Origin of the sequence: Luteipulveratus halotolerans, assembly GCF_001247745.1 — a bacterium.
Classification (GTDB): domain Bacteria; phylum Actinomycetota; class Actinomycetes; order Actinomycetales; family Dermatophilaceae; genus Luteipulveratus; species Luteipulveratus halotolerans.
In genome coordinates this window covers 933,450-946,717 of the sequence record NZ_LAIR01000002.1, presented here as the reverse complement: position 1 = coordinate 946,717, position 13,268 = coordinate 933,450, and the positions used below count along the sequence as shown (strand labels likewise).

General features: G+C 71.0%; 13 protein-coding genes. 2 read left to right on the top strand and 11 right to left on the bottom strand.

The features are described 5' to 3' along the window. Positions 1-7: 7 nt before the first annotated feature. From VV01_RS05050 to VV01_RS05030, 5 genes are all read right to left on the bottom strand, one after another. The gene (locus VV01_RS05050; protein WP_050668937.1) at positions 8-991 is read right to left on the bottom strand and encodes a uroporphyrinogen decarboxylase/cobalamine-independent methonine synthase family protein; all 984 of its coding nucleotides are present in this window, start codon (positions 989-991) and stop codon (positions 8-10) included. Next, complete coding sequence (locus VV01_RS05045) at positions 988-1,902, bottom strand: septum formation family protein (RefSeq protein ID WP_050668936.1); 915 nt, start codon at positions 1,900-1,902, stop codon at positions 988-990. The genes VV01_RS05050 and VV01_RS05045 overlap by 4 nt, the downstream gene beginning before the upstream one ends. Then, positions 1,899-2,843: a septum formation family protein gene (locus VV01_RS05040; protein ID WP_082220831.1), complete on the bottom strand. Its 945-nt coding sequence runs from the start codon at positions 2,841-2,843 to the stop codon at positions 1,899-1,901. Before VV01_RS05040 ends, VV01_RS05045 begins: the two co-directional genes overlap by 4 nt. 110 nt (positions 2,844-2,953) lie before the next feature. Continuing rightward, entirely contained in the window at positions 2,954-4,039 is a 1,086-nt protein-coding gene (mnmA, locus tag VV01_RS05035) for a tRNA 2-thiouridine(34) synthase MnmA (protein ID WP_050668934.1), read from the bottom strand. Next, on the bottom strand, positions 4,036-5,235 hold the full coding sequence (locus VV01_RS05030) for a cysteine desulfurase family protein (RefSeq protein ID WP_050668933.1): 1,200 nt from the start codon (positions 5,233-5,235) through the stop codon (positions 4,036-4,038). The genes mnmA and VV01_RS05030 overlap by 4 nt, the downstream gene beginning before the upstream one ends. Positions 5,236-5,360: 125 nt before the next feature. Here VV01_RS05030 and VV01_RS05025 point away from each other — a divergent pair, with 125 nt between their 5' ends. Continuing rightward, complete coding sequence (locus tag VV01_RS05025; protein ID WP_157508742.1) at positions 5,361-6,407, top strand: hypothetical protein; 1,047 nt, start codon at positions 5,361-5,363, stop codon at positions 6,405-6,407. Positions 6,408-6,680: 273 nt separating this feature from the next. On the opposite strand, the gene VV01_RS05020 is transcribed toward VV01_RS05025, so the two are convergent. From VV01_RS05020 to VV01_RS05000, 5 genes are all read right to left on the bottom strand, one after another. Next, positions 6,681-7,637, bottom strand: coding sequence for an electron transfer flavoprotein subunit alpha/FixB family protein (locus VV01_RS05020; protein ID WP_050668931.1), 957 nt, complete (start codon positions 7,635-7,637; stop codon positions 6,681-6,683). Between the two features lie 13 nt (positions 7,638-7,650). Next, positions 7,651-8,430 (bottom strand): electron transfer flavoprotein subunit beta/FixA family protein, encoded by a 780-nt coding sequence (locus tag VV01_RS05015; RefSeq protein WP_050668930.1) that lies wholly within the window; start codon positions 8,428-8,430, stop codon positions 7,651-7,653. Positions 8,431-8,534: 104 nt separating this feature from the next. Continuing rightward, positions 8,535-9,146 (bottom strand): hypothetical protein, encoded by a 612-nt coding sequence (locus VV01_RS05010; RefSeq protein ID WP_157508741.1) that lies wholly within the window; start codon positions 9,144-9,146, stop codon positions 8,535-8,537. A 176-nt stretch (positions 9,147-9,322) separates the two neighbouring features. Next, positions 9,323-10,111, bottom strand: coding sequence for an enoyl-CoA hydratase/isomerase family protein (locus tag VV01_RS05005; protein ID WP_050668928.1), 789 nt, complete (start codon positions 10,109-10,111; stop codon positions 9,323-9,325). Then, positions 10,108-10,626, bottom strand: a complete 519-nt coding sequence (locus tag VV01_RS05000) for a hypothetical protein (RefSeq protein WP_050668927.1) — start codon at positions 10,624-10,626, stop codon at positions 10,108-10,110. The genes VV01_RS05005 and VV01_RS05000 overlap by 4 nt, the downstream gene beginning before the upstream one ends. Before the next feature lie 35 nt (positions 10,627-10,661). Between VV01_RS05000 and glgX the strand changes: the two genes are divergently transcribed. Further along, positions 10,662-12,815: a glycogen debranching protein GlgX gene (gene glgX / locus VV01_RS04995; protein WP_082220830.1), complete on the top strand. Its 2,154-nt coding sequence runs from the start codon at positions 10,662-10,664 to the stop codon at positions 12,813-12,815. A gap of 12 nt (positions 12,816-12,827) precedes the next feature. On the opposite strand, the gene VV01_RS04990 is transcribed toward glgX, so the two are convergent. Further along, positions 12,828-13,253, bottom strand: a complete 426-nt coding sequence (locus VV01_RS04990; RefSeq protein ID WP_050671732.1) for a hypothetical protein — start codon at positions 13,251-13,253, stop codon at positions 12,828-12,830. Between the last annotated feature and the right edge of the window lie 15 nt (positions 13,254-13,268).

Below are 13,268 nucleotides of genomic sequence, written 5' to 3'. Positions count from 1 at the left end.
GCGTCGGTCAGAGCAGCTCGGAGACCGCGGCTGCGGCCTCGACCGCCAGCCGCTGCACCGCGGCCGCGTGCTGCGGCGTCCGGGTCCCGAGCCCGCAGGCCGGGGTCACGACGACATCCGCGAGCAAGCGGTCCTCGAGGCCGACCTCGTGCCAGCCCCGCACGAACGGGTCGACGACCTCACGCGGGTGACTCGCGGTCGTGCCGGTGGGCACGAGACCCGCCCACAGGGGCGTACCGGACTCGACCGACGCGGCCACCGACTCCCAGGTCCGCGGTGTCAGCAGCGTCGTGTCGATCGCGATACCCACGGAGCCGAGCCGGCGCAACAAGGCGAACGGCACGTCCGGTGCGCAGCAGTGGACGACGACGTCGGCGTCCTCGCCCACCGCCTCGACCACGGTCCGCAGGCCGGCCTCGACCACGCCCGGGTCGACCGCACGCAGCCGACCGAACCCGGACGCCGATCGCAGTCGACCGGTGAGCACCGTCGGCAGCGACGGCTCGTCGAGCTGCACGACGAGCGCTGCGCCGGGCACCAGTCGATGTACGCGACCCACCAGCTCACGGACGCCCTCGGCGAGCGAGTCCGCGAGATCACGCGCGGCGCCTGCGTCGACGACGGCACGGTCGCCGCGCGGCAACCACAGGGACGCCGCGAGGGTCCACGGCCCGCAGACCTGGAGCTTCAGCGGACCGGAGTAGCCGTCGTACGCCTCGGCGACCTCGTCGAGGTCCTCACGCAGGTAGGAGGCGGCCCGGCCGACGTCCCTCCCGGGGGCATCGGTCAGTCGCCAGCCCGAGGGCTGCAGGTCGACCGGCATCTCGACCAGCAGGCCCGCGGTGCGGCCGACCATGTCCGCGCCCGGGCCACGGCCCGGCAGCTCGGGGACGTACGGGATGCCGCCGTCGGCGAGGGTGTCGCGCACGCGGCGTACGACGTCACGGACGGGCTGGTCGGGCCACGAGCCGACGCCCGAGGCGCGTGTCACTGGTAGCTCGCGAGCGGCTTGTCGCCGATGCCCTTGAGGGACTTGGTGACCTGACCGCTCTTGACCTGGACCCAGCACGTCGACCGCCGAGAGCCCTTCGACCACGAGGTCGGCGACGGCGGGATCGTGACCATCGAGATGTCGGTGCGCGGCTTGGTGGTCTTGCCGAGGAACGCGTTGTACGCCGGCGTGCACAGCGCGCTGGTGCGCTGGTTGATCGCGTTGGTGCCGGGGAACACCTCGGTCGGCTGACCGATGAAGCCACCGCCCACCGCCTCGGCGACGTGCTTGCCCGAGCAGGGCGCCGGCTGCGTCGTGGCCGTCGGACTGATCGGCTGCGCCGCGCAGGCCCGGTCGTTGTAGACCGCACCTGGACCGGCGAGCCGACCCTTGACCGAACCGGTGACCTGCCCGACCTTGGAGAACGTGGGGTCGAACGCCCCGACCATGCAGATGAACCGCGACTTCTCCTGCGGATCCTTCGAGATCGGGTAGGTGATCGACCGGTAGTGCGTCGTCTGCATCGCGTCGGAGCCGAGGTATGCGGCCGTCCGGCGCTCACAGGTCGCCTCACGCATCTCGTGGCGCTTGAGCATGTCGGTCGGGTGCGAGCTGTCCGCGACCACGGCCGTGACCTCGTACTCGTGCGGCGCACTGCAGGCGAGCCTGGTCCAGTCGGTCTCCTTGAGCGTGCACTGCCCGACCGTCAGGCCGGGATCGGGGATCACGCGGGTGGACGGCGAAGGCGCGGCCGAGGTCGGAGCCGCACCGGTCGTCGCCGCTGCACTCGCCGACCCGGCCGGGGTGGACGATGCGGTCACCCCCTCGACCGAACCGCCCTTGTCGCAGCCCGTGGCGAGGACCATCAGCGCGAGCGCGAGACCCGCAGCGCTTGTACCCCGCGCGCTCATCGGACCGTCGACAACGGCTTCGTGCCGAGGCCCCTCATCGTCTTGGTGACCGTGCCCTGGGTGACCTCGACGAAGCAACCGGTCACCATCTGGCCGCGGGACCACGGGGCCGAGCCGCCGGAGTTCTGCGCGACGACGACGTCCTTGCGGGTCTTGGTGCCGAGGAACTTCTGGCCGACCGGCGTACAGAACTTCAGTGCGGCCGGCTGAATGGCGTTCTCGCCGGGGAACGTCTGGCCGGGCTTGCCGTTGAGACGACCACCGACGGCCTCCGAGGCGTGCGGCGTCGCACAGGAGACGAGCTCGACGTCATTGCTGGTGCTGACCCGGCCCTTGCCGCACACGCGGTAGGCGAAGAACCCGTCGCCGCCGAGGGTGCCCTTGAGGGAGCCGGTGCGGTCGGTGCGCGGCGCCTTGAGGTCTTGCTGGAACTCCTGCACGAGGCACACGAACCGGGTGCCGCGGTCCTTGGTGTCCGATCCCTCGGGGAGGCGCCCGGCCTGCAGTCGGGTCACCGGCCAGGCCTGCGAGCCGAGATAGGTCGAGGCGTGCTGGTTGCAGACGGCCGTGGCGTAGGGGCCGCGCTTCTTGACGTCGTCGGCGTGCATCGTGCTCGGGACGACCGCCGACACCTCGAGCTGGTGCGGCATCGTGCACGGGACCATGGCGTACTTGTCCATGTCTTTCACGCAGGTGCCGACCGCGTAGTCCTGCTTGGGGCCGAGAGCCGGCGTCGACGAGGTGCTCGCGGACGAGGGTGCTGCTGTCGTGGCACTCGACGTCGCCGGACCCGCGCTCGTGCTGGAGGCGGCGCTGCTCGTCGTACTGGCCGCCGGCGTCGACGCGGGCTGGACCGACACGTCGTCGCCGCCTCCGCATGCTGTGGTGAGAGCGATCACCGCTGCCGCGAGTGCTCCGAGCCCTGCTGTCCGTCGCACCATGGTGCTCCCCTTCGTCACGGAAATGTCCGCCGCAAACCCTAGCGATGCGGCGCGGCCACAGGCGGCCCCGGCTCGGACGCGTCGAGCCCGCCTGCGGATCCGTGATCCGCTCAGGAGGCCGTGACCCGGTCGGTCGCCGTGATGGTGGCCGAGCCGACGACCCGGGTGCCGTCGTACAGCACCACGGACTGGCCGGGCGCGACGCCGCGCACCCGGCGGTCCAGACGGACGGTCACCGACTCGCCGTCGCTGCTGGCGCGGCACGGGATCTCCTCGCCGTGCGCCCGCAGCTGCGCACCGTACGCCGCCTCGCCCGCAGGCGGGGTGCCGCACCAGCGCGCGTGGTCACCGCTGATCAGGTCGACGCCGAGCAGCTCCTGGGTGCCGACGACGACGGTGTTGGTGCGCGGCTGCACGTCGACGACGTAGCGCTTGGCGTGGTCGTCTCGCGGGACCTTCAGACCGAGGCCGCGCCGCTGACCCACGGTGTAGGCGTAGGCGCCGTCGTGCTCGCCGACCTGCTCACCGTCGGTGTCCACGATCGGCCCCGGTTGCGCGCCCAGCCGCCGTGTCAGCCAGCCCTTGGTGTCACCGTCGGCGATGAAGCAGATGTCGTGGCTGTCGGGCTTCTTGGCGACGGCGAAGCCGCGCTCGGCCGCCTCCTCACGGATCTGCGGCTTGGTGGTGTCACCCAGCGGGAAGAACGATCGCGCCAGCTGGTCGGCGGTCAGGACGCCCAGGACGTAGGACTGGTCCTTGGCCGGGTCGACCGCACGGTGCAGCTCGCGCCCCGCCGGTCCGTCGACGATCTGCGCGTAGTGACCGGTCGCGACCGCGTCGAAGCCGAGCGCCAAGGCCTTGTCGAGGAGCGCCGCGAACTTGATGCGCTCGTTGCACCGCAGGCAGGGGTTCGGCGTGCGGCCCGCTTCGTACTCGGCGACGAAGTCCTCGACGACGTCCTCGCGGAAGCGCTGAGCCATGTCCCACACGTAGAACGGGATGCCGAGGCGGTCGGCGACCCGGCGCGCGTCACCGGCGTCCTCGATCGTGCAGCAGCCACGGGCCGACTCACGCAGCGTGGCCGCGGACTGACTCAGCGCGAGGTGGACGCCGACCACCTCGTGGCCGGCGTCGAGCATCCGGGCGGCGGCGACGGCGGAGTCGACGCCACCGCTCATCGCGGCGACCACTCTCATCGGTCGGCACCTCGACCTGCGCGGTGAGCGCGCTGAGCGCGTTCGACGGCTGCCGGGAGCGCCTGCAGGAAGGCCTCGACGTCGGCGTCGGTCGATGTACGCCCGAGGCTGAGTCGCAGGGCGCCCCGGGCGTCGTCCTCGGAGACTCCCATCGCGAGCAGGACGTGGCTCGGCTGCGGAACGCCGGCCTGGCAGGCCGAGCCCGTGGAGCACTCGACGCCGGCCGCGTCGAGCAGGTAGAGCAGCGAGTCGCCCTCGCAGTCGGGCACCCGCAGGTGGGCGTTGCCCGGCAGGCGGTGGCGCACGTCGCCCACCTCGTGCGGCCCGCTCACCGTGATGCCGAAGCCTGCGCCGACCGCCCCGTGGATGAGCTTGTCGCGCAGGCTGGCGAGGTGAGCGCTGTGCTCGTCCAGGTGTGTCACGGCATGGTCGACGGCGACCGCCAGACCCGCGATGGCCGGGGTGTCGAGCGTGCCGCTGCGCATCTGCCGCTCCTGGCCGCCGCCGAACGTCAACGGCTCGACGCGCACGTCGCGGCGGGCCAGCAGGACGCCGACGCCGAGCGGACCGCCGAGCTTGTGGCCGGTCAGCGCGAGGAGGTCGGCGCCGCTCGCAGCGAAGTCGACGGGCACCTGCCCGATGGCCTGCACCGCGTCGGTGTGGAACGGCACGTCGTACTCCCGTGCGACGGCCGCGATCTGCTCGACCGGCTGCACCGTGCCGACCTCGTTGTTGGCCCACATCGCGCTGACGAGCGCGACGTCGTCCGGGCGCTGCTCGATCGCGGCGCGCACGGTCTGCGGGTCGAGGCGACCGTCCCGGTCGACCTCCAGCCAGGTCACGCTCGCGCCCTCGCGGGCGACCAGGTGCTCCACGCAGTCGAGCACCGCGTGGTGCTCGACGGTGCTCACGAGCAGCCGGGTGCGGGCCGGGTCGTCGGACCTGCGCTGACGGAACGTGCCGGCGACAGCCAGGTTGTCGGCCTCGGTGCCACCGGAGGTGAACACCACCTCGGACGGACGGGCGCCCAGAGCTGCCGCGACCTGCTCGCGGCTCTCCTCGACCACCCGCCGGGCGGCCCGGCCGGTCGTGTGCAGCGACGAGGCGTTGCCGAGCACCCGCATCTGATCGGCGACGCGTTCGACCACGGCGGGGAGGACGTCCGTGGTTGCTGCGTGGTCGAGGTAGGCAGGCACCCATCGATGCTACGCGCGTACGACGCGTGCTCCCGACGACGGCCATTGGGCGGTCTCGGCCACTGAGCGGCCGCTCATTTGCGACACTGTCCGCTGCACTGTTCGTCCCCACCCGAGGTTTCTGGATGCTCCTCCGCCCTGCTCATACGACTGCCGTCGTTGCCGCCCTCACTGGGTTGGTCGCCCTGACCGCCTGCTCACCGGAGGACAGCTCGTCCGCAGCGGAGGCTCCGTCCTCGCTCACGTCCGCCACGCCCACGACGTGCGACGGACCGCAGGCGCCGGCGTACGGCGGTGCCCCGGCCGCGTACGAGTCGCAGGCCCGCGTCGAGGAGGGCCAGGCCGTCGGCGCCGAGGTCGGCGCGCCGGTCCTGTCGTCCAAGCCGTCCGGCGTCAAGGGCTGGTCGCTCGTGCAGGTCCCGGTCCGGGCCGAGGTCGTCACCAACGGCATCTTCGCGGTCGGCCCCGACTCGTTCGCCCTGGTCGACCCGTCCGGCAAGCAGTGCGCCCGGCCGCGCACCAACCCGCTGCCGGGCGCGCTCACCGCCACCGAGATCGACGAGAAGCGCGGCAGCCGCGGCTCGATCGCCTTCCTCGTGCCCGACGGCGCGGTGCTCTCGAAGTACAAGGTCATCCACCACGGACCCGACCAGACCAAGGCCGACGCCGCCTGGTCGGCCACGGGCAAGCGGATCGCGACACCGGCAGCGACGACGTGCAGCACCGATCGCAGCCCGTTCCGGCTGGCCGAGGGCGGCCGCTGGGGCTCGTTCGGCGAGTGGACGACGTTCGGCGACCCGAGCACGGTCGGCAGCCGCGTCTGGGTCGGCATGCCCACCACCCGCACCCTCAAGCCGAGCGACCGGCACCCCAACGACGTCGTCGGCGTGGTCGTCCCGATCCAGGTGCAGGCCTACGGCTCGGTCGCGTTCGTCGACCGCAACATGTTCCAGCTGGTCGAGGGCAAGGGCTCGCTGTGCCGCTACAGCCAGATCGGCACCGAGGGCGAGACGCTCAGCAGCTCGCTCGTCCAGCCGGGAACGGCCCGCAGCTTCAGCATCATCTTCTGGGTGCCCAAGGGCGCCAAGCTCAAGGACTGGCGCCTGTTCTACCGCCACGACACCGGCAGCACGACGGCCGACTCCGTCTGGGGCATGCCCAAGAAGGGCTGAGGCGCAGAGGTTCGGCCGCTTCGGCCGCTTCGGCCGCTTCGGCCGGCTCGGCACGCCCGCAGGCCGGGCCCGGGCCGCTCTCCGTTGCCCGCGATCACGGTGTGACGCACGGCGGCAGGCGCACCTCGGTGTGACCCACCGCGAGCTGCGCGCTGGACGGCGCACGGTGGAAGTCGTCGTCGGAGAGGTCGTTCGCCGTCACAGCCATGCCGGACAACGTACGACGCCCGCCCCGGTGACCGGGACGGGCGTCGTGGACGTGCGGGTGATGCGTCAGGAACGCGCCTGCTTCACAGCATCGGTCGCCTGCGGGAGGACGGTGAACAGGTCACCGACGACGCCGAAGTCGACGAGCTCGAAGATCGGCGCCTCCTCGTCCTTGTTGATCGCGACGATCGTCTTGGACGTCTGCATACCGGCGCGGTGCTGGATGGCACCGGAGATGCCCGCCGCGACGTACAGCTGCGGCGAGACCTGCTTGCCGGTCTGACCGACCTGGCTGCTGTGCGGGTACCAGCCGGCATCGACCGCGGCACGCGAGGCACCGACAGCGGCACCGAGCGTGTCGGCGAACGTCTCGACCGGCGAGAAGTCACCACCGGTGCCACGACCACCGGAGACCACGATGGCGGCCTCGGTGAGCTCGGGGCGACCCGACTTCTGCTTCTCCTCGCGGGCGGTGATCTTGGCGCCCTTGGCGGCGTCGGAGACCTGCACGTCGACGGGTACGACGGTCGCGCCGGCCTGCGAGGCCGACGGCGGCACGACGTTGGGCTTGACCGTGATGATCGGCGCACCCTTGGTGACGGTCGACTTCACGGTGTAGGAGCCGGCGAAGACCGACTGCGTCGCGGTGGCGCCCGCGTCGCCGGCCTCGACCGCGACGGCGTCGGTGATCAGACCGGACTCGGTCTTGATCGCCAGGCGCGCAGCGGCCTCCTTGTTGTGCGGCGTCGACGGCAGCAGGACGGCAGCCGGCGAGGCCTGCTGCACAACGGCCTGCAGCGCCTCGGCGAGCGGGGCGACGAGGTAGTTGTCGACGTCGGCGTTGTCGATGACGTAGACCTTCTCGGCACCGAACTGCGCCAGACGCGGACGGGCCGCCTCGACATCGCTACCCACGAAGACCGCGGACGGCGTACCGAGCGTGCGGGCGATCGTCAGCAGCTCAGCAGTGGTCTTCTTGACCTGACCAGCGGTGTGGTCGACCAGGACGAGTACTTCAGCCATGGGTGATTGCTCCTCACACAAACTTCTGGGCGACCAGGAACTCGGCGAGCTTGGTGCCGCCGTCGCCCTCATCGGTGACGATCTCGCCCTGCTCGCGCGGCGGGCGCGCAGCGAAGGACTCGACCTTGGTCCACGCGGCGTCGAGGCCGACCTGGCCGGCGTCGACACCCAGGTCGGCGAGCGACCACGTCTCGACCGGCTTCTTCTTCGCGGCCATGATGCCCTTGAACGAGGGGTAGCGCGGCTCGTTGATCTGGTCGGTGACCGAGACCAGGGCCGGCAGCTGCGCCTCGAGCGACTCGGACGCGACGTCGCCGTCGCGGCGGCCCTTGACGGTGCCACCCTCGACCTCGAGGGTCGAGACCTGAGTGACCTGCGGCAGACCGAGACGCTCGGCGAGCATCGCCGGGACGACGCTCATGGTGCCGTCGGTGGAGGCAAGACCGGTGAGCACGAGGTCGGGCGAGCCGATCTTCTTGATCGCCTCGGCCAGGACCAGCGAGGTGGCGACCGCGTCGGAGCCGTGGATCGCGTCGTCGCTGACGTGCACCGCCTTGTCGGCACCCATCTGCAGAGCCTTCTTGACCGCGTCCGCGGCCTGGTCGGGTCCGACGGTCACGACGGTGACCTCGCCCTCGCCGGCCTCGACGATCTTCAGAGCAGCCTCGACGGCGTACTCGTCCAGCTCGGACAGCAGACCGTCGACGTTGTCGCGGTCGGTGGTGTTGTCCTCGTTGAAGGTGCGGTCGCTCTGAGCGTCCGGCACGTACTTCACGCAGACGACGATGTTCATGTCGTACGTCCTCTTCTTCTGGGTACGTGGAATGGCTTCCGCGCACGATGCTACCCGCCGGTAACCCAGCGGCGTTCAGGTGGCCCGTCAGACGGACCGCGTGGTCAGGACTCCTTGATCCAGATCAGCAGCATGCCGATCAGGGTCAGCGCGACGATGATCCACGGAGCCAGCCGGTTGAGGACGAGGGCGAGCGCACCCGGCGCCTCGGTCTCACCGGCCGGGGTCTGGAAGACATCGGCATGACGGCCGAGCAGGGTGTCGGCGATCGCCGAGCCGACCACGAGCACGAGGCCCACGACGAACGGCAGCACCGGCGGCATGCCGGCGATCTTGTCGACACCGTCACGCACCATGCCGGTGAAGCCCCACAGGGTCAGGAACAGGCCGATCAGACCGGCGACCGCCAGCAGGATGGCTCGGATGCGCGAGACGCGCCCGTCAACACTTCCGGAGATGTCCACGCCCGCAGCGTAGGACCTCGGGTCGCCGAAGTGCTCGGCTGCCGACTTGCCGCTCGCCGTGAGCGCGTCGTCGACCTTGCCGAGCGCAGCTCCCACCACCTGCGCGGAGGCGCCTCGGTCCTTCAGGGTCGCGACGAACGGCTCCTGCCAGTCCTTCTCGATGCGCCAGGCCTTGATGGTCACGGGGTTACCTCCCGGGCAGTGGTCGGGGCCGACCAGGGTCTGCTGCGGATCGGCGGCGACCCGCGGCACTCGCAGCGGACTTTACCGCCCGTACGCCGGTCGCAGGGGCCCGCGCGGACGGCGAGCCGTGCGTCGCGCGCCCGGGCTCGCACGCGCGGGCTTCCCAGCCTGGACGTGCACTGCCCTGGGTGAGATGACTCGTCATCTCACCCAGGGCAGTGTCAGGACCAGCGGGGTGGTGCTCCTCAGCGTCCGTGGAAGGTCGCCTTGCCCGGGCCGTTCTCGACGAACGAGCGCATCCCGTTCGTACGGTCCTCGGTCGCGAACAGACCCGCGAACAGGTGGGTCTCGGTCGCCAGACCGGTCTCGAGGTCGCCGTCGAGACCTCGGTCGATGGCCTCCTTGGCCGCGCGCAGCGCGATGGCGGGACCGCCGACGTAGGGCTTCACCCGGGCCAACGCAGCGGCGTACGCCTGACCGAGCTCGCACACCTCGTCGACCAGACCGATCTGCTGCGCCTCGGCGGCCTCGATCATCCGGCCGGAGAACACCAGGTCCTTGGCCTTGGCCGGCCCGACCAGCCGCGCGAGCCGCTGGGTGCCGCCCGCGCCCGGGATCAGGCCGAGGAGGATCTCGGGCTGGCCGAGGCGCGCGTTGCTGCCCGCCACCCGGAAGTCGCACGCCATCGCCAGCTCGCAGCCCGCGCCCAGAGCGTAGCCCTCGATCGCAGCCACGGTCGGCTTCGGGATGCGCGCCACCTCGGTGAACTGCTCCTGCAGGACGCGCCCGCGCTTGGCCATGTCCGTGTAGGACATGTCGAGCATCTCCTTGATGTCGGCGCCCGCGGCGAAGACCTTCTCACCGCCCCAGACGACAACGGCGGCGACGGAGTCGTCACGACCGAGCTCGCGGGCGGCCTCGCCGAGGCCGTCCTGGATGCCCGAGTCGAGCGGGTTCATCTTCGGCTTGTCGATGCGGATCGTGCCGATGCCGTCCTCGACGCTGGTCGAGACGTGGTCACCGAATGCGGTCATGCCTGCGGCGCCTGGCCGCCGTCGCCCTCCTCGGGCGTGGGGATCTCGACCTGCGGGACGCCACCGTTGGCCGCGTGCGGGCCCTCGCTGGTGACGGCCTGGTGCCACATCTGGACCGACTGCAGGACCATCTGGATGGTCGTCTGGACGAGCATCTTCAGGTCGGAGCCGTCGTTGACCAGGTGCTCACCGGTGGAGACCAGGGTGCCGTTGGCGATGCCGGTCTTGATGATGTTGAGGCTCAGGGTGACGTCGTTGGCGGCGAGCAGCTGCTTGTTGAGGTCCTGCGGCAGGTCGTCGGAGATCTGCCACTGGCCGAAGACGCGCATGATCGGGACCTCGCCCTCCATGCAGCGCACGAACAGCTGCTGGCCCTGGACCTTGAAGCTCACGTCGCCGTCGTCGTCCAGGTCGGGGCGGAAGCCCTCGTCCTGCAGGACGTCGAGGACGCGGCCGCGCAGCGGCGACTCGTCGGCCGGCGGCGGGAAGTTCGGCAGGGACGTGGGATCAGTCATAGGGCCCAACGTACCGAGTCAATACGCTGGCGACCATGTCAGGTGTGCAGCCCGTCATCGACCCGGTCCGCTCCCCCAACATCGCACCGCCGCCCGGCGCGCACATCACGCCCACGGGCGTGGAGTTCTGCGTGTACGCCGGTCACGCCTCCGCCGTCGAGCTGTGCCTGTTCGCCGAGTCGGGCGCCGAGCGTCGCGAACCCCTGCTCAAGCACTCCGACGGCCACTGGTCGGCGCACGTCGAGGGTGTCGGCTCGGGGCAGCGCTACGGCTATCGCGTGAGTGGTGAGTGGTCCCCACGTGAGGGTCTGCGCCACAACCCCGCCAAGCTGCTCGTCGACCCCTACGCGCGCGCCGTCGACGGCGGCCTCACCTGGTGTCCCGAGGTGTTCGGCCACGTCGTCGACGAGTCGTTCGCGGGTGACGGCGAGACCCGCGACGACCGGGACAGCGCGCCGTACGTCCCGCGCAGCGTCGTGCTCGGTGACGCGTTCGACTGGGGCGAGGACCGCCCGCCGCACGTCGCGTGGCAGGACACCGTGATCTACGAGACCCACGTCGTGAGCCTGACCAAGACCCTCCCCGACGTCCCCGAGCACCTCCGCGGCACGTACGCCGGCGTGGCCCATCCCGCGACGATCGCCCACCTCAAGCGCCTCGGCGTCACCTCCGTCGAGCTGCTGCCGGTGCACACGTTCATCTCCGAGCCGCACGTTGCCGTCGCCGGGCTGTCCAACTACTGGGGGTACAACACGCTGGGCTTCTTCGCACCGCAGGCCCGTTACGCCAGGGCCGACGACCCGCAGGGTGTGCTCGACGAGATCAAGGGCATGGTCAAGCTACTGCACGCCGAGGGCATCGAGGTGCTGCTCGACGTCGTCTACAACCACTCGTGCGAGGACGGCTCGTACGACGGCCCGACGGTCTCACTGCGCGGCCTTGACAACCGGGTCTACTACCGCCTGGACGAGCAGGGCCGTGACGTCGACGTCACCGGCTGCGGCAACTCGGTCGACCTCAACCACCCGGTGCCGATGCGCCTGGTGCTGGACTCGCTGCGCTACTGGGTGCAGGAGGTGCACGTCGACGGGTTCAGGTTCGACCTGGCCGTGACGCTCGGGCGGGGTCGCAGCGGCGAGTTCCACCCCGACCACCCGTTCCTGATGGCGCTTCGCACCGACCCCGTGCTGGCCGGCACCAAGCTGATCGCCGAGCCGTGGGACGTCGGCCCGGACGGCTGGCGTACAGGCCAGTTCCCACCACCGTTCTCGGAGTGGAACGACAAGTTCCGCGACACCGTGCGCACGTTCTGGCTCACCGACCTGGCGCGCGACTTCGCCCGCGAGCCGGGCGAGGGTGTGCACGACCTCGCGACCCGGCTGGCCGGCTCGGGCGACCTGTTCGGCAGCGGCCACCGCAGCCCGCTCGCCTCGATCAACTTCGTCGGCGCCCACGACGGGTTCACCCTCGCTGACCTCACGGCCTACGACCACAAGCGCAACGAGGCCAACGGCGAGGGCAACCGTGACGGCAGCGACAACAACCACTCGTGGAACCACGGCGTCGAGGGCGACGACGACGCGTCGGCCGAGGTCGTCGCCGTACGCCGGCGGTCGATGCGCAACCTGCTCGCAACCCTGCTGATGTCCTCGGGCGTGCCGATGATCAGCGGCGGCGACGAACTCGGCCTCACCCAGGGCGGCAACAACAACCCGTACTGCCAGGACAACGAGATCTCCTGGTACGACTGGGATCTCGCCGACTGGCAGCAGGACCTGCTCGAGACCACCGCCTTCCTCACGCGCCTGCGCGCCGAGCACACGGTGCTGCGGCAGCGGCAGTTCTTCCCCGGCGACCCCGTCGACGGCGACGAGTTCGCCGCCGTGCACTGGCACGGCACCGACGGCTCGGTGCTCACGGCCGAGCAGTGGGAGAACGGCCGTACGCGCACGATGTCCGTGGTCTTCGACGGAGCCGACGTCGGCGACTCGCGGCTGCTCATGGTGCTCCACGGCAGCGCCGACAACGAGACCGTCACACTCCCGCAGCAGCGCGGGGTCGGACGCTGGAACCTGTTGTGGCACAGCGCTGCTGAGCGACCGGACCAGGTGCAGGAGGTCGTCGTCGAGGTCGGCGCGGGTTACGACGCCCGCGCCGCGTCGTTCGCGATCTTCGAGGGCCGGCCCTGACCCGTCAGCGCCTCAGTGGTCGCTGAGGGCGCCCGTACGACGCAGCCACCACAGCCCGACGACCGGCAGCACCAGGGGCACGAAGCCGTACCCCTGACCGAAGTGCGACCAGACCGTCTTGTCGGGGAAGGCGCCTGAGTCCAGCAGCGACCAGGCCCCGACCGCGAGCACGCCGACCAGCTCGGTCGAGATCGTCACCAGGGCGACGCGCGCCGACGTACGGTCGCCGCGTGCGAGCGCCACGGTGGCGACGATGTAGATCACCGCCGCGAGCGCGGAGAGGATGTACGACAGCGGTGCGCGGTCGAAGTACTCACCGATCTGCAGCACCGACCGTCCGGTCGCGGCGAGCGCGAACAGGGCGTAGACCGCGACGAGCATGCGGCCGAAGCCCGAGCTGGTCGAGGGGCGTCGGGTCTGCGCGCGGTCGTCGTTCATCGCGGTCAGCGTAGG